General features: G+C 45.2%; 12 protein-coding genes. All 12 read left to right on the top strand.

All coding sequences use genetic code 11. The annotated features are described in order from the left end of the window. The first annotated feature begins 503 nt into the window (after positions 1-503). Positions 504-3236, top strand: coding sequence for an S-layer homology domain-containing protein (locus tag ACSR9A_RS07135; protein WP_473756395.1), 2733 nt, complete (start codon positions 504-506; stop codon positions 3234-3236). Positions 3237-3430: 194 nt separating this feature from the next. Next, entirely contained in the window at positions 3431-5575 is a 2145-nt protein-coding gene (locus ACSR9A_RS07140; protein ID WP_473756396.1) for a hypothetical protein, read from the top strand. Between the two features lie 95 nt (positions 5576-5670). Next, a complete protein-coding gene (locus ACSR9A_RS07145; protein ID WP_473756398.1) occupies positions 5671-6189 on the top strand; it encodes a hypothetical protein in 519 nt (172 codons plus the stop codon). Between the two features lie 106 nt (positions 6190-6295). Continuing rightward, positions 6296-6568: an alpha/beta-type small acid-soluble spore protein gene (locus ACSR9A_RS07150; RefSeq protein ID WP_473756400.1), complete on the top strand. Its 273-nt coding sequence runs from the start codon at positions 6296-6298 to the stop codon at positions 6566-6568. A gap of 271 nt (positions 6569-6839) precedes the next feature. Beyond that, positions 6840-8042, top strand: a complete 1203-nt coding sequence (metK, locus tag ACSR9A_RS07155) for a methionine adenosyltransferase (protein ID WP_473756402.1) — start codon at positions 6840-6842, stop codon at positions 8040-8042. Between the two features lie 253 nt (positions 8043-8295). Beyond that, the gene (locus ACSR9A_RS07160; RefSeq protein WP_473756405.1) at positions 8296-9192 is read left to right on the top strand and encodes a hypothetical protein; all 897 of its coding nucleotides are present in this window, start codon (positions 8296-8298) and stop codon (positions 9190-9192) included. A gap of 231 nt (positions 9193-9423) precedes the next feature. After that, a complete protein-coding gene (locus tag ACSR9A_RS07165) occupies positions 9424-13782 on the top strand; it encodes an Ig-like domain-containing protein (RefSeq protein WP_473756406.1) in 4359 nt (1452 codons plus the stop codon). Between the two features lie 321 nt (positions 13783-14103). After that, positions 14104-16815, top strand: coding sequence for a stalk domain-containing protein (locus tag ACSR9A_RS07170; protein WP_473756408.1), 2712 nt, complete (start codon positions 14104-14106; stop codon positions 16813-16815). A 203-nt stretch (positions 16816-17018) separates the two neighbouring features. Further along, complete coding sequence (locus ACSR9A_RS07175) at positions 17019-18179, top strand: sensor histidine kinase (RefSeq protein WP_056036892.1); 1161 nt, start codon at positions 17019-17021, stop codon at positions 18177-18179. Between the two features lie 8 nt (positions 18180-18187). Further along, on the top strand, positions 18188-18916 hold the full coding sequence (locus tag ACSR9A_RS07180) for a response regulator (RefSeq protein ID WP_056036894.1): 729 nt from the start codon (positions 18188-18190) through the stop codon (positions 18914-18916). Positions 18917-19522: 606 nt separating this feature from the next. Beyond that, positions 19523-20062, top strand: coding sequence for a hypothetical protein (locus ACSR9A_RS07185; RefSeq protein WP_473756411.1), 540 nt, complete (start codon positions 19523-19525; stop codon positions 20060-20062). Positions 20063-20359: 297 nt separating this feature from the next. Beyond that, positions 20360-22564 carry an ATP-dependent helicase ComFA gene (locus ACSR9A_RS07190; RefSeq protein ID WP_473756413.1) on the top strand — a complete coding sequence of 735 codons (2205 nt, stop codon included), beginning with the start codon at positions 20360-20362 and terminating at the stop codon, positions 22562-22564. Positions 22565-22903: the final 339 nt, after the last annotated feature.

Consider the following 22903-nt stretch of genomic DNA (forward strand, 5'->3'; position numbering starts at 1 on the left):
ACTGCGGTGCGGGCATCTTCATTTTAATTAAGTGTAAGATTATCCATGGAAAATCTTTTGCATCGACTTAAGGCAGCTAGCCAAGCTATACTAAAAAAGCAACCAAGACATAGAAGTGCTTTTAGAACTATCCAAGCAAGCCTTTATATGGTTCGCATGCAGTTGTTTCAATGCTACATAGCGAGGGTAAAACTTTTTTGAAATTATTTTTAAGGTGAGCGCAACTTTTCTGAGACCTGTGCGTCTAATTAAGTGGTGTTACATCAATCGGCAAAAAAATCACTCTTTAGACTTGCCTAATATCAGAGTTAGTTGGAATGAATTCTCAACTTTCTCTTTACGATAAGGGTATGCCATTGTATAATGTTATAGTGGTATAAGGGTCTAGCAATTTTCTGCGTGTTTACGAGTTTCTGCGACATGTTATTACATAGGGTTAAACATGGCGACAGACATTATTTATACTAAATACTGCTCAACTCTGGGAAGGGGGTGACACACACATGAGGGAAACGAGCAATTCATTTTCTAAAGAAAACTCTCAACAACCGAAGCAATTTAGAGGAGGAGAAAAAAAGGTTATGAAGAAAAGTTTATTGGCATCCGTGCTATCTCTCTCCCTTGGTATGTCGTTGGCAGTTCCAGCATTCGCTGCAACTCCTACTGACGTAACAGGCGTGAAAGAACAAAGTGCAATTGAGGAGCTTGTAGCTCTTGGAATTATCAATGGTTATACTGACGGTACATTCAAACCAGGCAACAGCATCACTCGTGCTGAGCTTGCTAAAATTATCGTTATCGCAACAGGTAGCGAGAAAGCTGCTACTGCACTGCAAAACGTTAAATCGTCATTTAAAGACGTTAAAACAAACGAATGGTACACTGGTTACATCAACGTAGCAACTGGCAAAGGCTTGCTGCTTGGTGACAAAGGTACTAAAAACTTCCGCCCGAACGCTAACATCAAGTTCGAAGAAGTTGCCGCAATCGTGGTTCGTGCTCTTGGTTACCAAGATTCCAACCTGCCTGGTTCGTGGCCTTATAACGTCACTTTGAAAGCCGAAGAAGTTGGCGTATTCAAAAAAGTTGACTTGGCTCTTGGCACTGCGGCTACTCGTGGTGTTGTAGCTCAACAAGTTAGCAATGCACTTGGTGCTAATCTTGTCGAATGGAATGCAGATTCTAAACTTTTCAGACCGTTCGTACCTAATAAAAAGTTGATCTCTCGTTTGGGAACAACATCTGAAGAAATTATTACTTCTGCTGTACTAGATGATAACGGTCGCATTTCTTTGAATAGTCAGTCCAAAGTATTGGCTCCAAACTTCATCATCACTGGTGGAAACAAACTGGTTGATCTGCTTGCTCACAACGTAACTGTTTTGACTGACTCTGATGGACGTATTCGTTCTATCACTGACAATCAAAATGCTAACGATGTTGTAACTGGTAAGCTGAATGCTGCTTTGAGCAGCACTGCACAAGTTGAAGTGAAAAACGGAACGGCAGTATCTAAATATTCTACTGTAAGTGATTCTGTATACTACTACAACAGTGATTCTGTTGGTGGAAATGATTCCCGTTTGAAGAAAGATGCAGATGTTTCTGTATACTTGTATGATAAAGATGCAGCTTCGTCTCTTGTTGGTAAAGTACGTGCTGTTGTTGTAACTGATGCAAACGGAGCAAACAAATTGCTTGAATCGTACATCGCTGCAACTTCGACTGCAAAAGCTCGTATCCTTACACAGGATAACCTTTCTGTGACACTGAATGACTCCACTTCTATCACTTTGAACGGTGAAGCTAAAGCTGCATCTGATCTTGCTAAAAACGATGTTCTTGACATTGTTTATAACAAAGACAGAGTAGCGGTTAAAGTGGTTGCAACTCGTACTGTTGTTGAAGGTAAAGTTACAAACGTAGCTGCTCAAGCTGATGGTACTTTCGTTTACACTGTGGATGGTAAAACATACACAACAACAAAAGAAGCTGGCTTGACTAATTCGAAAGAAGTAACTAAAGATGCAACTTACAAACTGTTCTTGAACAAAGATGGTAAAGTTGCTGGTGCTGAATTGTTGACTGGCGGAAGTGCTGATGCTAAATATGGCATTATCCTAAACGCTGCTAATGACGTGGCTCCAACTGGCGCGTTTGGCGATGCTAAAGATGTATTCAAGTACTACTCGATTAAAGAAAACAAAAACATCGAAGTTTCTTTGAATGCTGCTACATGGAATGCTGCTGTTAATATGCTTCGTCTCGGCGATGATGTAACTAATGCTTCTTCCGCAGAAGTAGCTTATAACAACGCAACTTCAGTATTTGTAACTTGGAAACTGAAAAATTCCGATAACAGTGTTAACGGAATTGAAAAGTTGACTCCACTTACAACTGAATGGGCAGTTAAAGAAAAATCGGATACTGCATTGAAATTGACTAAAACAACTACTCCTAACCAAGGTTCTGTTGTTACCTACGAAATCAATGCTAACACGATCGTTCTTGATGGAAACAAATACGATGCTAGAAATACTGACAACACTCCGAAGCCAGGCGATCGTGAGATCAAAACTAGCTCACTAGCTAACCTGGTTGTAGGTAACAAAGTAACTGTAATCTCGGATGGAACATCTACTTTTGCTAAGTATGTTATCATCACTGAGAAAACTGCTGACAGTGCAAAAGAAGCTAAATACGGCTTGTTCGTTGGTGCTTCGAAGTCTGGCGATGACTACTCTGTAACAATCAATGTTAAGGGTACTAATGAAACAATCGCTTTGACTAAGGATGAAGGCGCGGCTATCTACACTGCTGTTGTAAATGGTCTGTCTGCTAATGATTCGACTTACAAAGAGTCCTCCAGAACTCTGGTTGCTGTTAAAGACGTAACTAATGGTGCTGTGGGTACTGAACTGGGTAAAGCAAGCAACGCTTATGACACAGTTACATTCCTTAACGCAACAGGTAAGATTACAAATGTAAGCAACACTGATTCCACAATTACTGTTGCTGGCAAAACTTACTATGTAAACAGCGGCACTGCAATCTACGTTTACGATCAAGCAACTGATTCCCTTGTAACTGATGGTATTTTTGCTGACGTAACTGCTCACTATGGCGAAGCTGCTTATGGTGAAGTTGGTGCTAAGTATGGTGTTGCAGTAGATGGCGATGCTAACTACAATGGCTTCACACTTGCTAAAGCAATCGTAGTTACTAAACTGAAGTAATTTCAGGTTAGTATAAGGAAACCGATGAGATATTCTCATCGGTTTCTTTTTTTGCGTTCACACTTGATTCATAAAAGTTTGTTATACTTAAAGTAGAAAAAAATGTTCCGAAGGGGTGAATTGCTCGGCATTACAGCGAAACTTTTTGTTGGGTATGAACGTCTATATAAAAAAAGATGTGGAGTGATATTTTAATGCAGACGGTTTTTTCAGCAAGCTCGAAATTGAAATGGCGTTTTTATGTAGGCATGTTGTTAGTAGTAGCTCTGCTATTCCCTACGTTGCCCCCTATGAGTGAGGCGGCCTCTACGGCAAGCAGTATTAAACCTGTGTACATAAATAGCAACTCGTATGTAAAGCTCGATAGCGCGGATATACTGTCGACTAGCAAAGGAAAGACAGCCAGCTTCACGATCACGCTTTATAACGGAGGAAGCAAAGCGATTAATCTGCAAGACTATTGGTTCCGTTTGGCTTCTACTAGCGGTACTAAATATACCTTGTATATGCTGGATAGTGATAAGACGAAAAAAACCGTTCAAGCCAATTCGAATGTTACCTTAACTTTTTATAGTGAGCTGCCATCAAGCATGACTTTGCCTAAACTCATTTTTAAAGTGGTGAAGTTTGATTTCAGTGTGGCTGGTTATGAGAAAACATTGGGACAATTTAAGTTTCCAGCAGACTATTCTACGGATGTTAAAGCAGGCGGCTACAGCTCTGTAAAGTTGAATAGTACTCCTGTAAATATTAGAATTAGCAAATCGACGATGTCGACGAGCACAGATAATAATACGGTTAATATTGAACTTGCCATGCGAAATACTAGCAGTTCGGAGCTTTCGATTTCCAATCTGCAATTTTTGGCTCAGTCCGCAGCTGGTGGAATGTACAAGATGAAAGTCACTTCAACTACTTCAGGTACAGCAGATGCTATCGTCTTGCGTCCGAAAATTCTGGAAACGATTAAATTAAGCATCACTCTTCCTAAATCTGTTTCTACAAAAGGGCAAAAGCTTGTTATTACACAAGGTGTTAGCACTGGAACTGGAGAAGGCGCATCAAGCTTATCCCTGCCTGTTTCTAAAATAGGGTATAATTTAAAAACAGCGAATACAGCAACATCAACTAGCTATGAATATATTAAAGATGATTACACTTATAAAATGAATGTAGCCTCCATTCAAAGAAACACTTGGGGCGGCGAAGACAGCCTGATCGGAAAGCTTGTTATTACAAATACAAGCTCCAAAACAGCTCCAATCCCAGCAATTGAGGGTTCATTGTATCTTGGGGATAAAGCGGCTGTGAAAACTACCATTATTCCATTTACTAATCCAGTAGCTATTCCAGCTAAGAGCTCTATAACGATCTATTATACAGGTACAGTTCCTACAACTACATCGTTAACTGATTTGAAGCTTAAGCTATTTGAGAAGTCTGGTGAATCACAGACAGAATTGGCTGCATTGAAAACACCTGCGGCTATCGTACCAAAATCAATTGCAATCGGCAGTGAAAATAATGTTAATGATATTGGAGAAAACTTCACAGTAAATGTTATGAAAACACAATTGTTCGAAGGAAATTCAAACAATCTGTATACTGTATATATGGATGTTACGAATAAACAATCCCGCGCAATTGCAACTTCCAAGCTTGTCGGTTTTCTGAAAACAGCTGATGGAGACAAATACGATATTAAATTGTTGAAAACAAGCAATTTGATCAATCCTGGCAAGAAGGAACAAATTATTGTTACAACAGAGGTGCCTAAACAACTTGATTTAGCTGGCGCATCAGTTGTACTTGGTAGTGCTTTTAACGCTCAGGGCATTGTAAAGAAAGATGATGCTGAAATTTCAGGTTTTGTAAATCCAGTGAGCTATGCATTGCCACAGTATAGTCAGACGATAACATCCGAATTTAACAAGGTTCAAGTTGGTCCTTATACGATTAATATGGATAACATTATTACTTACTTGACTGATGACAAAATCGACGTTGATTTCTCTGGTCAAGTAACGAAGGATCTTAGTTATGAAGGCTTTAGCGCTAAAAAATTCACTTTTGCTCTCGAGGACCAGTCTACTAATATTTCCATGATTAATGCTCCATTTGAACTCGAAGGTGCAGGTGGTACTGCAGGTCAATATGTTTGGAAAGTTGGCAACAACTATACGAACATTGTCCAAAGCGTCACAGATAAGCTAGTTGCCAAAACCATTCAGCTCAATATTTATGAGGAGATTAATGGTTACAAAACAAAGCTGGTATCCAAAAATATTAAGTGGTCGGCATACCTGAACTGGGCTGATCCAAAAAATAAGGAATTTTAATTTCATAATAGCTAATTAAAATATTGTAGTTAATTTTTTAAAAATCAGGTATCTTAATAAGATACCTGATTTTTTTTCTGAGAGGAGTAATAGAGTTGAAGAAAACGACAATGAAAGTGGCTATTGGTGCAGCACTCCTATTGGTAGGTTTCGGTATTGGTATTCTTAATCCGAAAGCGATCGAAGCAGATGGCGTATCAACAACTCCAGGCTCTATCGACGATCCTGTTATTACAAAAAGTTATTTAGATGAGCAGCTTGCTAAAGTATCTGATGGCAGCAGCAGCTCGGGGAATGGCTCTAGTGGCTCGTCGAACGCTTCCAGTGCTCAGGCTTCACTGCAAGTCGTTAGTGTACCTAGCGGCAAAGTGCTGCTTGGTGATGAAGGCACAGAGATTATTCTTCGTGTGGGTAAAGCAATAGCCTACAGCTCAGATAGCAGTGGTATCGTGGATATAACGGATGGCAAGGACTTGGTTAAAGGAAAATCCGTTACCACTAATCACCTTTTATTGATGCCTCGCTCAGGCAGGGGAGTTACGGCAGCGACAGGCTACGCTAAATCGTTGACCGTATTGGTCCGAGGTGGATATAAACTGCAATCCGTTAACTGAGTTAGTATAATTTGTACAAGTTGACAATAGATTATACGCTTGAACAAATGCCTTGAGGTTAAAATAAGAGCATGCTCCCATCATCCAACAGTGAGGTGTTCTTATAATGAGTCGTTCCAATAAAGTAGCCGTTCCATTAAGTAAAGCAGCACTGCAGCAAATGAAATATGAAATCGCTGAAGAATTTGGGCTTTACTCGTATGTTTCCGGACCGTCCGGTGAAGATACGGAGTTTGCGGGCGAGCTAGGATCAGTACCGCAAACTACAGGCTCAGTGCACTGGTCACAGCTTTCAACAAGGCAAGCCGGTTCTGTTGGCGGAGAAATGACGAAACGCCTTGTAGCTCAAGCAGAGTTTGTTTTAAACGGTTATATTTAAAATATAGGAAAGGATATGATTTAGCTATCCATTCTCTATATTTCTCGGACTGAAACGAACCACGACGCCAGAGGACGGCGACAGCCGTTTCACCTTAACCTTTACCGAAAATTAAATCTTATCGGGATAGTATCCATTGACAGGAAGCGACATTTTCGGTAACATACTTTATTAGAGAGTTGTAAAACAACCTTTTCCCTAAGGAAAAGGTTCGTTTTTTGTTTATACGTTCTGAACTTATTTATACTAAAGCTGTAGGAGGTTGATACGGGTGTCAATTAAAGGTCGTCATTTATTTACATCAGAATCAGTAACGGAAGGTCATCCCGATAAGATTTGTGACCAAATTTCCGATGCAGTATTGGATGCATTCCTGGAGTCAGATCCTTATGCGCGTGTAGCGTGTGAAGTATCTGTAGCGACAGGACTTGTTCTCGTTATTGGTGAAATTAGCAGCCGTGCGGACTATGTCGATATCTCGGCTATCGCACGTCGTACAATTAAAGAAATTGGGTACACTAGAGCTAAGTTTGGTTTCGATTCCAGCACTTGTGCGGTTCTGACTTCGCTTAATGAGCAGTCCGCTGATATTGCTCAAGGCGTTAATGCCGCGCTTGAAACACGTGACGGCAAAGATATTCAACAAGAGAACGAAGATATTGGTGCTGGTGACCAAGGCTTGATGTTTGGTTTTGCTACAAACGAAACACCAGAGCTTATGCCGCTTCCGATCGCTCTATCGCACCGCATTGCGCGTCGTTTGTCCGAAGTGCGTAAAAACGGAACTCTCGAGTATCTTCGTCCAGACGGCAAAACTCAAGTTACAATTGAGTATGTCGATGGCAAGCCAGTACGTGTTGATGCAATCGTTGTATCTACACAGCATGCTGAAGAAATTGGCTTGGAGCAAATTCAAAGCGATATTCTTGAGCACGTTATTAAACCAGTTGTACCAGTTGAATGGCTGGACGCTGAAACAAAATATTACATTAACCCAACAGGCCGTTTCGTTATCGGCGGTCCTCAAGGTGATGCAGGTCTTACTGGCCGTAAAATCATCGTTGATACGTACGGCGGTTATGCACGTCATGGCGGCGGCGCATTCTCCGGTAAGGATCCTACAAAAGTTGACCGTTCTGCAGCCTATGCGGCTCGTTATGTTGCTAAAAACATCGTTGCAGCTGGCCTTGCTGATAAATGTGAAATTCAGCTTGCTTACGCTATTGGCGTGGCAAATCCGGTTTCTATCAGTGTAGACACATACGGAACAGGTAAAGTGGATGAAGAGAAGCTGGTTGAAGTTATCAGCAACAACTTCGATCTTCGCCCTGCTGGCATTATTAAAATGCTGGATCTTCGTCGCCCAATTTACCGTCAAACAGCTGCATATGGTCACTTTGGCCGTACAGATGTGGATCTTCCATGGGAACGCGTTGACAAAGCGGATAAACTGAAAGCAGATGCTTTGGCTTAATTAAATCCTCAAAACTAAAGCCCTTCAGAAAAAAGTTGAGAACATCGGTTCTTAACTTTTCTGAAGGGCTTTTTTGCTAAATGAAAAATGATAGTATTTGATCATTTTGAAATTAAAATATACATATAATAGTTTTCTTGTAAATTAAAAAAAACCAATTTTAATATTTACTTGGATACTAGAAGTATCTATTATGAAATTATGATTTAAATTGTAAAAATTTATTTTAATATATGATAAGGGGTGGGCGTTTTTGAATATCAGAAAAAATGCTAGACGAGTAGCGGTTGCTGCTTTTGCGTCAACGATTTTTCTATCAGGCGCGACATTTACTGGTTTGACGCAAGTAGACCTTAGTCCAGCGGCTGTACAGGCATATGGAGAAACACTGCATGTACAGGGACCAGACGGTTTAACTTATACGGTTGCTTATTATGCGGATGAGTTGTTCGTGACAAGAGATGGAGGAACTGACTGGATTGATAGACAAATTCCTCCGAGACATATGAATTACGCTTTTAATCAAGCTTATTTGGTAAGTGCAAGCTTTAACGGTAATAACCTTGTTGCTTGGGTGAGGTGGCCGGGTTTAGTATCGTATACTTCTACATTTCTAAACATTACTTCAAAGTTAGATCGATTAGTAATAAAGGAAGGAGATCCATTTACAAATTTTAGATATATCACTTTTTCTAATTTGGGTAATACGAGAAACATTGAATATTACTATCAATTTGGGGATACAGGAGCATGGGTGAAAACCAGTAAACAATCAACGATTACAGTTAGAGAAAATGTGAAAATTAATATGAAAGCTATTTTGGTGAATACAGGCGAAATCCTAGCCACAGATTCGCATCAAGTATCAACAATACAAATGCAGGGCAGTACACTCTCTGGACCAGATGGGAAAAGTTATAAAGTGTCTCGTGTGAGTGGCACTAATATTGAAGTTAGGAACACACAGAATGTACTTTTGGCAAACTATCAAATCCCCCAAGGTGTTTATGAGAATATAGATTATTTGCAATATTTTTATTGGGAAGGTAATGATTTGGTCGTTACAGGGTATAATCGTAATTATAGTAATGGGACTGCCAAATATATAACAATGAGATTTGATAATCTTCCGGCATTGAATCCGAATTAATAACTTTAGTTTGGGATATTGTTTGAATAAGAACTTTGTTAATAATAATTGACTCATATAAATAGCCTGCGAATAAGCATTTTCTCAAAGGAGAATGCCATTCACAGGCTATTTTTAATGAGAAATGACGAATTATTCAAAATAGATGGAAATTATCCGGAAAACCTACATTTTTGGCATTCAGAAGCCGACAAATAAGGTACGAGTGTAAATTTTTAGGGAGTGAATGAAATGAGTCGTTACAAAATTAGCCTTATTCTAGTATTCGTACTCTTGCTACAAGTTGCTTTGCCGCCAAGCAGCAGCCTTCTAACCAATGAAGTGCATGCGGCAGTCGGCGGACCTGTTATTACAAGCAAATCGCCAGCCAATACTGTTGGAAATGTCGGACTCGGTGCGCCTCTTTCCTTTACTTTTGATGAAAGTGTAGTAAAAGGAACAGGTCCTGCTTCAATTACCATCTACAAGTATTTGAATAATATTCGTTTTGAGACTTTTAATGTTGCGACAAGCAACCAGGTGACCATTGATGCTACCGGAAGGACGGTTACCGTGCAGCCAAGTGCTGCTTTTGAAGTAGGCACCGAATATTATGTATTCATTGACCAGGGTGCATTCGCGAATGCCTCTAATGGCTCGAATTTTAGCGGCATATCTAATGCGGCGGATTGGAGCTTTAGAACAGTAACTCAGGTTGACAGTACACCTCCAGACCTGCGTTCTGCGGTATCGCCTGCTTCTGAATCAGGCGGAGCGCTTATTACAACAAGTATAACGCTACCATTTAATGAAAACGTATATACGACCTATGGAGCAATTACGCTGGTATCTGCGCCAAGCGCAACATCTTATGACAACAGAGAGATTGCGGTTAATTCCGTGCAGGTGGTGGGCAGTGGCACCCCAACCTTAACGATTAAGCCGACTGAGGCGCTCTATCCAAATACGACATATACGGTGACCATTCCTAATTATGTCATTCAAGACAGTTCGGGTAATCGCTATGCAGGAACGACATGGCGCTTTACAACGGCTCCAGCGCCAGTGAATGCAACGGCATTAACCCCTGGAAATTCCGCTACCTCAGTAGGAGTAAGCAGTTCTTTCAGCGTTAGCTTTGATAAAAATGTGACAGCGAACGCTGGAAAATACATCAGCCTCGTACGCGTAAATGACAATTATGCGGATCGCTATCAGGCTACGGACATATCTCGCATCATGATTAGCGGAAATACCGTTACCTTTACGCCGCCGAAGCTGCTTGCGAACACTCGCTATTATATTTTGATAGATGCAGGGGCCTTCACGGACAGTGCGACCGGGGACTGGTTCCAAGGTGTTTCCAATGCTGCTACGTGGAGCTTTACAACGAGTCCGGGAGACGAAACCGATCCGCCACGGATTCACAGCACCTATCCTGCTCACACAGCGGCAATCGGCACGCTTAATTCCGGCATTGAAATCAACTTTACCGAGCCGGTTTATCCGAGCGCGGGCAACATAGAGATTCGTAATTCAAACAATACGATATTTGCAACGATTCCCGTTACCTCAAGTTATGTAACAGGTGGCGGAACGAGCAAAATTACGATTAATCCGAATAAGACCTTTATTAACAACGCTCAGTATTATGTGGTTGTTGGCAGCAATGCCTTCCGTGATGCGGCGGGGAACTATTTTGCCGGGATTACAGCGAACAGCTGGACGTTTCGAGTGACACAAGATACGGTAAGGCCAACGATTGAATCGCAACATGCCGTGAATAATACGCAAAATGTACTTACAAATGCTTATTTCACAGCTCTTTTCAGCGAGACCATTGTTAAAGGCAGTGGTACGGTTACGATTAAGCCTGTTACTCCAGAAAGAGGTATAAACGATATTGCGGCTAATTTCTATGTTGATCCTAACAATGGGCGACAATTGGTCATTACTCTTCCACCTGGCATATTAATGGAGACGGAGACAAATTACTATATCGAAATCAGCCCAACGGCTGTTTACGATCTGTCAGATAATGCGTTTCTAGGTATTCAGAATGCCTATCAGTGGACCTTTAAAACGCTAGGCAATGATACGACGCCTCCTGCTGTCAGCAAGATAGAAGCCAAGGGCTCCACTGTCGTCATGACCTTTAACGAGGAGCTTAGAGCAAGCTCTATCCCTGCCTTAAGCAGCTTTTACATTACCGTTAATGGCGAGCGGCGGGAATTGCTTGCGGCTGCTGTGTCTGGCAATACCGTTACACTGACGTTAGCGGGAACACTCGTTAATATTCAGACAGTCAAGCTTTCCTATTCCAAGCCGACTACGACGACTGGCGGCATACAGGATCTCGTTGGCAATCAGGCATTAAGCATTGCAAGTCAGGACGTGGTCTTTGCGGTAGATGCGACAGCGCCAACGCTTTCCAGCGGTACGGCAACAGGCAGCGTGGTTACGCTCACGTTTAATAAAACGTTGGCTTCTGTAAACAATTTGGCGTATCAGCAATTCCGCGTCAATATTGGCGGTGCCTCCTATACACCGACAGCTATTAGTATCAATGGCGCGACTGTAACTATGAGTGTAAATGCAACGATCTCCAATCAGTCTGTTAGCGTCTCTTACACGCCAGGCAACTATCCGCTTAAAAGCACGGATGGAGCCAATGTGGCGGCTTTTGGTAGCTACTACCTTACGAATACAGTGGATACGACGGCTCTTACGTTGCAAGGGGTATACGCAAATGGCAGCACCATTACGCTTAGCTACAACAAAACGCTGAGCACGAGTACAATTCCACCTGCAAGCAGCTATACGGTCAGCGTAAATGGCAGCCTTCGCTCTATCGTGCAAATTTCTGTGTCTGGCAGTCAAATGCTGCTTACGCTAAGCTCGGCCGTTAGCTCAAGCGATACCATCTATGTATCGTATAATGTGTCTTCACCAAGGGTAGTGGATGGGGCCGGAAATGTGGCAGCCAGTTTCTCAACACAAAGAGCATCTATGTCATCTGCCAACAGCTCGCTCTATTCAGCAGTCATTAAAGGAAATTCACTTGTACTTACGTTCGGCGAAACGTTGAATAGCTCTTATGTGCCGTCCAATATGCAATTTTCAGTTATGGCGGGCAGCTCGTCTGCAACGGTATCAAATGTGTCTATTAGCGGCTCTACGGTTACGCTGACGCTCGCAACGGGTATTGCTTCTACGAGTTCGGTGACCTTTAGCTATTATGCATCAGGAACGACGCTTCGTACTTCATCGGGCAAAATCATTGAGAATATCATAAGCCAATCGGTAACGAACAGCTCGTCAATCATTGATTTGATTCCGGGAGAGTTTACCCAATCGTCCGATGGCGGGGTTCTAATGACGAGCGGTGCTTTTACAAAGACGTCTTATCAGACCGCTTCAGGCAGATCGTCAGTGAAATATTCTATCTCAGCCGACAAGCTTGCTCCTGCCTATCAAGCGGCAAGAACGGCTAATCTTACGAAATCGCGAATTATAGTAGAAATTCCGAATTCTGAAAATGCGGCTGTTGTAGCTGTGCCACTGTCAACACTGCTGAATGCAAGCTCTATTAATACGAATCCGTTTTTTGTTGTAAAATATAATGGCACATCATATGAAATTCCGCTGGGCGCCTTGAACTATTCCAAGCTTACTAGCATCGTGGGCTCCACGGGGGAACTGCTTATTGAGATCGAGCTTGGTACGACATCACTCACAACAGCGCTGACGAATAGGCTGAATCTATCAACAATTTCGCTATTATCAGGAATTGTACATTTTCAGCTCTATGCTGTTAGTGGTACAATGAAAAGCGAGATTACAGAGCTTAACGGCTATGCGACTTTAAGCGTGGATACCTCCTTGTCTGTGACGAGGAAAAATACGGCAATTGTTCGGGTTGACCCTGTTGCGGGTGCATTGACCTATGTACCGACGATGTTTTCCGCGTTGAGCGGCAAGACGGTTGCTACCTTTAGAAGCAAAAGCATCGGCGCCTTTGCATTAGTTAGCAATTCCGTCAGCCTTGTTGATATTAGCAGCCATTGGGCTGGCCCAACTGCGCAGTCGCTTGCCAACAAAAATATTGTTGCAGCGCGCACAGGCAATCAGTTCGTTCCAGACAGGCCGATAACCCGCGGCGAGTTCGCAACGTATATTGCGAAGGGGTTAGGGCTTTCGGGCAACCAGGCAGCGGCTGCCAAATATTCTGACGTCAATATAGGCACCGAGCTTGCAGCTTATATTGGAGCGGCCTCCGAAGCAGGCATTGTGCTTGGCTATACGGACGGAACGTTCAAAGCAGATAAATATATTCAACGCCAGGAGATGTCGGCAATGATGACGCGCGCAGCAAGTGCAGCTGGCGCCACCATTCAACTGCCATCTTCAGCCTCTACGTATTTGCAGCCATTTACTGATCGCAACAGCATCAGCTCATGGGCGCGTACGGATGCGGCAAAAGCGATTTATACCGGCGTAATCGGCGGTAAAACTACAAAAACCTTTAGTCCTTTGACGAATGCAACCCGGGCAGAAGCAGTCGTCATGATCAAGCGCTTGTTAGAGCATATTCAATTTTTAAACACGTAGTAAATTGGTACCAGCCCCGGGACACCTTGCATAAAGGTTGTACGGGGCTTTTTTTAATAAGCTCTTACAATTTTGGGTTTACTTTCATTTGAGAGAGGACTGATGCCGCAGCGACAGGCGCTCACAGCAAGAAGCAGGATCAGAGACGAACGCTGTTGCCATACGACAAAATTCGCAAAAATCGGAAGATTAGCGGAACTTTTTGCACCTCTTTATAGTCTATATTTAATAGGCTTAGTAGATTAGGCTGCTGCCAACATCCCTTTTTAATATTTTTGGCATGGATGGGGCGGGGCCTGAGATGGGAGAGTTGCAAAAATAATGCGCAAGCTAGTAAGAGGATACGACCAAGATAACCGCGAAATAGGCAAAAAGGTAGCTATTGTTATAATCGGAGGAGCGCTGCTCCTGCATCCAATTTCAGAAATTGCTCCGGCAAGCTGGAAGATGCTTAAAATAGAAACGGCCGCAGCAGCAAGCAGCGGAACGCTTAAACAGCTGCAGCAGTCCTATGTCACATCAGGCGCCAAACGAGTCGATTATGTTTGGACGACAATACGCAGCGGCAGAACGGCGCAAGCGAACGTCCATGTCATTGAAGTCGATCTCACGAATAAATACGTGCAATTGAATGCGCTGAGCGGCAAAAACAATACAATCGGCGATCGCGATACGATTTTGAATATGGCGAAAACGAGTGGAGCGGTAGCCGGCATTAACGGCGACGTCTATGTGACAACGGGCGAGGGCTCGCCGATGGGGGCGCAGATTACTAGCGGAACGCTCATGACGACGCCGATGCAAATTAAAGGCATGTATGCTTTTGGAGTCACGAAGGACCGCCAGCCGAAAATCGACAGCTACAGCTTTAGCGGCACGGTAACGTCTGCAGGCGGATCTTCCTTTGCCCTTTCTGGCATTAACCAGTCGGCTTATACGCCGGATAGTGGAGACTCCACTTACAGCCATGCCAACACGATGTTTATCTATACGAGTGCGTGGGCAGGCACAGAGCGTCCTAAAAATTCCGCCGCATTGCCGACCGAAGTGCTTGTTCGCAATGGCGTTGTCGAGCAGATTTCCGATGGGACTGCGCTCACGATGGCGGCCCCTAAAGACGGATATATTTTACGCGCCAACGGTACGGCAGCTAAATTCATCCGCGCCGAGATCAAGGTCGGGGACAAGCTGAAGTCAGACTACTCGTTAGTCTCCCAAACGACGGGAAGCAAAGTAGATCCTAATCAATTCGAAATGATGGTTAGCGGTCATACGATTCTGGTTAATAATGGGGCAGCATCGACATTCTCGCGCAGCATTACAGGTGTTAGCGGAGCGGCATACCTTTCTCGTTCAGCCGTGGGTTATTCCAAGGATGGTACAAAGGTATATCTGATCACCAGCGAACAGTACGGAGACAGCAAGGGCGTGAATTTGGCGGAGCTGCAGCAGATTATGGTGAAGCTTGGCGTCTACAAAGGCATGAATCTGGATGGCGGCGGATCAACAACGATGATTGAGCGTCCGCTCGGGCAGTTTGCCCTGCAATCCGCGCATTCCACGACTTATGGGACGACGATGCGCAGCGTAGCGAGTGGAATAGGCGTGTTTTCGACAGCGCCTAAAGGGGAAGTCAAGGGCATTACAGTAGGCGGCACGAATGCCCTGCTTATTGGGCAGCAGGCGACCTTTACGGTAAAAGGGTATGACACCTATTACAATCCGGTAGCGGTTGACGGCACCAATGCCAAATGGAGCAGCTCCTCGGCGATCGGCACCTTCAAGGGCGCGGACTTTACGGCCACAAAAGCGGGCTCTACGACCATTAGCGTCAAGTCGGGCTCAGCGAGTGCTACATACAAGGTAGAGGTTGTCGGACAGGATCAAATTGCGTCAATGACGATTGACAGTGCAGCAGGTATGCTTTCCAAAGGAGCAACTGTCTCGGTGCCAGTAACGATGACCTTGAAAAATGGCAAAAGCTATAAGCTGAGCGGCGATTCGCTTAAATGGGAGTTTGTAGGCTTTACCGGCAAAGTGTCGGGCGATACGCTTACGGTGCAATCAGTTAATGAGGGCGCAACGACAGGCTATGCCATTGGTCGCTATGACGGTTATCCAACGATGCTCCCGCTTACGCAGGGAGGCTCGGAAAAGCCGCTTGAGGATTTTGAAAATGTGAATTACAGCATTTCGACGCAGCTAACGCCATCGGCCACGACAAAGGGTAGCGTCAAGCTGACTAGTGATCTGGCGGGCCAGACATCGGCTAAAGCTTTGCAGCTGACGTATGATTTTAGCGCAGGAACAGGGACGAAGGCCGTCTATGCTGTGTTTAACGGCACTTCCGGCAAAACGGTTGAAGGCTCGCCTACTGCCATGACGCTTGATGTTTTTGGTGATAAGAGCCTCAACTGGCTGCGGGCGGAATTCACCGATGCTGATGGCAAATCGCATCTGGTGGATGTGGCGAAGCAGCTCAATTGGAGCGGCTGGAAGACGGTGAAGGCTGACTTATCGTCTTATGGGATGAAATATCCGGTTAAGCTGAAGCGGGTATACGTCGTTACAATCGCGGAGGGTGCGGATGAGCGCGAGGCAACCGGCACGATTGGCATTGACAATATGAAGCTGCAATATCCAGGCGAAGCCGCGAATTCCCAAGCGAAAGACATTGTCATGACGATTGGCAGCAAAGCGGCTTCCATCGGCGGCAAGGCGACAACGCTTGACGTGACGCCAATTACGCTGAAGGGCACAACCTACGTTCCAATCCGTTTCGTATCCGAAGCGCTTGGAGCCAATCTTCAATGGGACAATAAGCTAAACCGGGTGACGGTATTTGATGGCGCCCATTTGCTTGAGATGGTTATTGGTAAAAAAGAGATTGTAGCGAATGGCAAGCGTTCCACGACAGAGGTTGCGCCTATTGTGCGGAACAACCGTACGCTCATTCCCATTCGACTATTTTCGGAGCAGCTGGGACTTAAGGTAGGCTTCGATAATAGCACGAAGAAAATTACCATCAACTAGGGAAGAGCTCTAACCGGGATTGCAGGAGGAAGAGAGGGAAATAGAGGGATTTTTGCCTGAAATGCATGGGTAATCCTGCCTCTATTCCCTCTCGTTCCCGCAGTGTTCGACAGCTAGAGTTCAAGGCCAAGGAGGCGGCGGACTATGCAATTGTGTTATGATAGTCTAAAAGAACCTTCTATTGGAAAGGTTGCCGATTTTTTATGGATCAACATATTTTAGATATTAATCGTGTCATTACGAATGCGACGCAGGTCATGGAGGACAGCAAATTTCAGATTTTTGAAATTTGCGAGGCTGCACGCGCTGAACTTGAATCGCTGGAGCAGGAGCTCGAAGTGGTCATTCAGGAAACGGTAAAGACGATTGAACGAGTCGATCAGCTTGAGCTGGATTACCGGCAGGCGAGAATACGCCTAACGGAAGTTAGCCGTGATTTCGTCAGATATAAGGAAGAGGATATTAAATCCGCGTATGAAAAAGCGACGCAGATCCAGCTGGATTTAATGGTTTGCCGCGAGAAGGAAACATATTTAAAATCGAGACGGGATGATCTGCAAAAGCGTGTGCGCAATGTAGAGTCCTCGATTGAGCGTGCGGAGATGATTGCATCGCAAATTAACGTCGTATTGGAATATTTGTCGGGCGACCTCAATCAGGTTACGCGTATTTTAGAATCCGCAAAAACAAGGCAGCTGATTGGCCTGAAAATTATTTTAGCCCAGGAGGAAGAGCGCAAGCGTATAGCCCGTGAGATCCATGACGGACCGGCGCAATCCCTTGCAAATATTGTCATGCGTACGGAAATTGCAGAAAGAATGTTTCTAAAGAAGGAATTTCAGCTAGTACAGGACGAATTAGTAGATTTAAAGGGTCAGGTTCGTCTAGGACTCGAGGAAATTCGCAAAATTATTTTCAATCTGCGTCCAATGGCGCTTGATGATTTGGGACTTGTACCCACGCTGCGCAAATTTGTACAGGATTTTGAAGAGAAAACTAAAATACATACTGTATTTGACCTTACGGGCAGAGAGATTCGGATGCCTTCCGCCATGGAAGCTGCTATTTATCGTTTGGTTCAAGAAGCCTACTCCAATGCGCTTAAGCATGCTAATGCCTCTTACGTTACTCTAGACATGGTTTATACCTCAGATTCAGTTACAATCACCGTATTCGATAATGGCAGTGGATTCCAACAAGAGCTCATTCAGGTGCATAACGGAGACAACTCGCATTTTGGGTTAGTAGGCATGCAGGAAAGGATTGACCTCTTGGAAGGGAAGATGGACATAGACTCAAATTTAGGAAAAGGCACGAAGATTATATTTAAAATCCCTATTACAGCGGAGAATAGAAAGGAGTAAGATGACGAATGAACCAAAGCGCACCTAACCATAAACGTAAAATTAAAATTTTGCTTGCTGACGATCATCAGCTTTTTCGTGAAGGATTGAAACGTATCTTGAATATGGAGGAGGACCTGGAGGTCATTGGCGAATGCGGTGACGGCATTCAGGTGCTCGAATTTTGCAATCATACCATTCCAGAAATCGTCCTGATGGATATTAATATGCCGATTGAAAATGGGGTTGTGACGACTGAGCGGCTTAAGACGATTTTCCCAGATGTGAAGGTCATTATTTTGTCGATTCATGATGATGAAAGTTATGTATTTGAGACGCTGCGCAAAGGAGCGACAGGCTACCTGCTGAAGGATATGGAAGCGGAGGCCCTTATTAACGCTATACGCTCTGTAGTTAACGGACATGCTTACATACATCCTAAAGTCACAGGCAAGCTGATTAACCAGCTGCGTCGTATGACATACTTGGATGAAATGGGTGTCGTGTCTGGAGCAGCAGCAGCGAAAGAGCCAGGCGTGAAATTTGTCGCTGGCGATGATAATCCATTAACGCGGCGTGAGGCCGAAGTATTGCGCCTGATGGCTGAGGGCAAAAGTAACAAGCTTATTGGCGAGTTTCTATTCATCAGCGAAAAAACGGTTAAAAACCACGTCAGCAGCATTCTGCAAAAAATGGAAGTGGATGATCGTACGCAAGCCGTTATCAACTCCATTAAGTTTGGCTGGGTTACGCTGTAGTTTTTCTGGCCAGGGAAATTAAGGTTCGAACGTTCTAGGTTAAGCTCCTTTGACTCCTGAAGGCAGAGAGTGCGAGCGCTGTTTGCCTTTTTGACAATCTACATAGTGTTCTTAGGGCACCTGTAAGGAATAGGATATGAATTGGAATAAATAAAGGCGGATAGGATCGAATGAAGAGCTTCTGGAACCATGTTCACATGGCGGAAGCTCTTTTTTGTCGTCTCTTTGATGTGAAGGGATGGAGGATGAACACAGAAAGCTGATCCCAAATCCGGATAAATGACAAAAAGAAAGCGAGAAACAGGAGAGCCTAAGTGTTAGCTGTAACGGGGTATTATTTTTTTCGGCAACAGCTGTGTGCATGTCCGTCAAGGAAGGAACCACTGGGCGCCCGCAGGCATATAATGCAGAACAAGACAGGTTGGGAGCAGCAGCAAAGCCGTCTGTTTAATACTCTAAACCTTGCAGGAAAATAAGTCGGACTCACGGCAAGAGCAGCTTGGAATAAAAGAGATGGCTGCAAAATAGGGCCAAGCATGTATGGAAAATTGCCTGAGAGTGGGATAGGGAAAGAAGGCTTATATTATTTTCAGGAGGTGCGGTGCCATGATCGAAATTTTCTTGCTAGTCGTGGGCTGCTATGTGCTGGCTGGCTTCATTGTGCATGCAGTTTACCGCTTGAAACGCCAGCGGCGGCGTTCCGCTAAACATTATGTGCTGCTTGCGAGTCGTCAGTATTCCAATATGGAACGGACTCTTCGCTCCTTCTTCTCCTTCTCGCGGTGGATGGGAGTAGACGTACACTTGACTGTCGTAGATGCCGGTCTCAGTGAGCAAACACGTGAAATCATCGAGCGGTTGAACCGGGCAGCTGGTGGAGTACGCCTCTATGTAGATAGTCATGAAGATAGCGAGTTAACTCATTTGTTGTCAAAGCAATTGGAGCAGCATAGAGAATTCGAAGGTGGACTAGAGCAAGGGCAGAATGAATATGAGCAGCAAGCCGAATCGAACGTAAACAAACAAGAATCAGGGGCTTCCAGCCTGCTGTGGCGACTGCAGGTGGATGGAGTAATAACCAAAAATGAGTATCCTGTCGTCATCGATTTGCATAACCCCGACGATTTAGGGAAGATCCCTTTTTGAGAGATGAGGGATTTGAAGGTGAAAGGAGCCTAAGTGGGGCGCAAATATTGAAGACAGAGAAGCGGTTTTAGCAAGGCGAGAAATAAAGATACGGACTAAAGTCCTTATAGTAAGGTCAGAAGATTTAGCAATTGGTCATTTAAATAAGTATACCGTTGATAAAAACGATTTAATCCATTATAGTTAGAGCAATCAAAACAGTTTTTGGAAAATCGGGATGAAGCACATCTTTGATAACGCTTAGGCGTTGTTGGGATGTGCTTTTTTGCGTTTGATATCAAAAAGGAGGATATCCGGATGAAAGCCTATATTTATGTTGTACGGCAATTCGGCAGCTGGTCTTGTAAAGTAACAATTGCGCCTGAGGTAGATATCGACTTCTGGCAATGTGCTGATGGGATGCTTCTATGGAAAGCACCGCTTCCGCTCGGCATTGCGCTGGAGGCTGCTTGCCACTTCAACGAATATGATAATAGAGATGGTCAGTATATTAGGCAAAGTAAGCAGAGTGCAGATCATAGTGCAGGAATGGAAAGGTTACGCTCCTTCAAAGGATGGCTGGATATACACGCGAAGAGATGGTCGGGCAGAAAAAGTAGGAATGCCGAGCAAGGGAGGGAGGACAGTGGGCAGAGAGGGGCATACTCGGGGAAACCGTATCAGAAAATGCAGGGAAAACAGCCAGGTAAACCAAAGGGAGCGGGGGCCGCGGCTGAAAGGGCCTCACGTTGGAGGAATGAAAGCGATGATGAGGTGTCAGATAGGCTTGCTGCTGCTATCAGTAAGGCAAGCAGCGGAGTGCTTTTGCAGGTAGAGGGGGCTCAGGAGGGGCTTGATGGGAAGCGAATAAGGATGATACCCGTCGGACAAGCTGGGCGAAGCCAGTCTGATTTAGTAGACCAGGCAGCATCGGCTGCGGATAGGTGCGAGCGTAGTGGACAGGCGCGCGGAGTGGAACGCGCGCCTTCAGAGGCGCTTGCCGCCGCCGCGCAGCTGGCGGCAGCGGCGCTGCAAGGCCGTGCGCTGCTGCGCGGCGAAGCGCACGCACTGCTTGAAGGGACAGCGCCTGCGGCAGCTGTTCCTGTCATGGACAAGGACGCCGCGCTGCAGCTGGCGTCCTTGCAGGGCTTGATACAGCTGCGCAGCGCTGTATCAAAGAAGGCCAGCCGCGAAGCCGGCTGGCCTCGGCGCGCCAAGCGCGCGCTTCGCTGCCTGCGCTGCGGCAGCGGAGAAGAGCAGCTGCACAAGGCACCTTGTGCAGCTTGCGGGCAAGAGGCATGCGCGTATTGCACCGCATGCCTCACAATGGGACGCAGCCGCGAATGCGAGCTGCTCATCATAGGAGGAGGAGCTGGAGGCAGCCGCTCCTCCATGGATTTGCCGCCTCCGCAGCAGCGTCTCGCGCGCTGGGGGCTAAGCCCTGCCCAATCAGCGGCGGCAGAAGCCGCGCTGCATTTTACAGAGCAGCCGCTTCGCGATGCTTCGGCTGGCCCGCTCGCCGCCACACAAAACAGCTTTCTGCTATGGGCGGTCACCGGTGCTGGCAAAACCGAGATGGTGTTTCCTATAGTCGAATCCACTCTGCTGCGAGGTGGCAAAGTCCTAATCGCTACACCGCGCCGAGATGTCGTGCTGGAGCTGAGTCCGCGTATTAGAAAAGCCTTTTCGGGGTGTGATGTGGTCACATTATACGGCGGCAGCGAGCAAAAATGGGAGCAGGGCGACATTACGCTAGCAACAACGCATCAACTGCTGAGATTCCATCTTGCTTTTGATTTGGTCATTATTGATGAGTTGGACGCATTCCCCTATCATAATGATCCCCAACTGCACTATGCTGCCAACAAAAGCTGCGCTCCTGACGGTGTCAAAATTCTGCTCTCGGCTACACCTCCAGCAGAGCTGCAGCAGCTGGCGCGACGTGGAAAGCTTGAGCATGCGAGAGTCCCGGTACGTTTTCACCGCCATCCGCTTCCTGTTCCAGTACTGCTTCACACGGTGAGTGTGGGACAAATGCTGGACAAGCTTCAATTGCCTAGGCAGCTTCGTGATGCCATGCTCCGCTCCTATGGTCGCGGCGCGCAGCTGTTCGTTTTTGTTCAGCGTATTTCACAGGTGGAGCGGCTGGCAGCATTATTGAGACAAAAGCTTAGTATTTCTCAAGTAGCAGGTACCTCCTCCCAAGATCCAGAGCGGGGAGACAAGGTTCAGCAATTTCGCACGGGAGAAATACGCATTTTGGTGACGACTACGATTTTAGAGCGTGGCGTTACGATCCCTAGGAGCGACGTGTTTATTCTGGATGCCGACGGGCAGCTGTTCGATGAAGCTTCGCTCGTGCAAATGGCGGGTAGAGCAGGAAGATCCAGCGATGATCCAAACGGAAGGGTTGTTTTTTGCGCAAAAGAACGTACACGGCCACAAATGCTGGCCGTCAAGCATATTAAAAAAATGAACCGTATCGCACGGGCAAAAGGCTATTTTCAACATGTATCTAAGTAAGGGGGACCCATGATGAACAGGCTTACTTTATCCCGTTTAGGTCGTCAACTGACCAAGTATTTAGGGGATGCCATTGGTCTCCTCGGCCCGACCATTCGGCTTTGTCCACTATGTGGCAAATCGGCAAAGCCTTTTTCATCCGAATTAACTTCCCTAAAGCCGGGGCAACGGGCCGCGCTGTCCCCAAGCTTTTATAAGCTGATTTGCAGGTCATGTCTATCCTCCATCCCCTGGATTCAGCAGGTACAATGCCGAATTTGCGGACGGGGGGTCTCTTGTCCAGACTGCATAAGACGAAGTGACACAGTCTTTGTTTGTAATAGGAGTGCTGTACAATAT

The sequence above is a fragment of the Paenibacillus sp. R-74696 genome (assembly GCF_055814915.1).

Bases quoted from the DNA above. Each gene is read 5' to 3' on its own strand.
- ACSR9A_RS07135 (WP_473756395.1), top strand. From the start codon at position 504: ATGAGGGAAACGAGCAATTCATTTTCTAAAGAAAACTCTCAACAACCG.
- ACSR9A_RS07140 (WP_473756396.1), top strand. From the start codon at position 3,431: ATGCAGACGGTTTTTTCAGCAAGCTCGAAATTGAAATGGCGTTTTTAT.
- ACSR9A_RS07150 (WP_473756400.1), top strand. From the start codon at position 6,296: ATGAGTCGTTCCAATAAAGTAGCCGTTCCATTAAGTAAAGCAGCACTG.
- ACSR9A_RS07165 (WP_473756406.1), top strand. From the start codon at position 9,424: ATGAGTCGTTACAAAATTAGCCTTATTCTAGTATTCGTACTCTTGCTA.
- ACSR9A_RS07170 (WP_473756408.1), top strand. From the start codon at position 14,104: ATGCGCAAGCTAGTAAGAGGATACGACCAAGATAACCGCGAAATAGGC.
- ACSR9A_RS07175 (WP_056036892.1), top strand. From the start codon at position 17,019: ATGGATCAACATATTTTAGATATTAATCGTGTCATTACGAATGCGACG.
- ACSR9A_RS07180 (WP_056036894.1), top strand. From the start codon at position 18,188: ATGAACCAAAGCGCACCTAACCATAAACGTAAAATTAAAATTTTGCTT.
- ACSR9A_RS07185 (WP_473756411.1), top strand. From the start codon at position 19,523: ATGATCGAAATTTTCTTGCTAGTCGTGGGCTGCTATGTGCTGGCTGGC.
- ACSR9A_RS07190 (WP_473756413.1), top strand. From the start codon at position 20,360: ATGAAAGCCTATATTTATGTTGTACGGCAATTCGGCAGCTGGTCTTGT.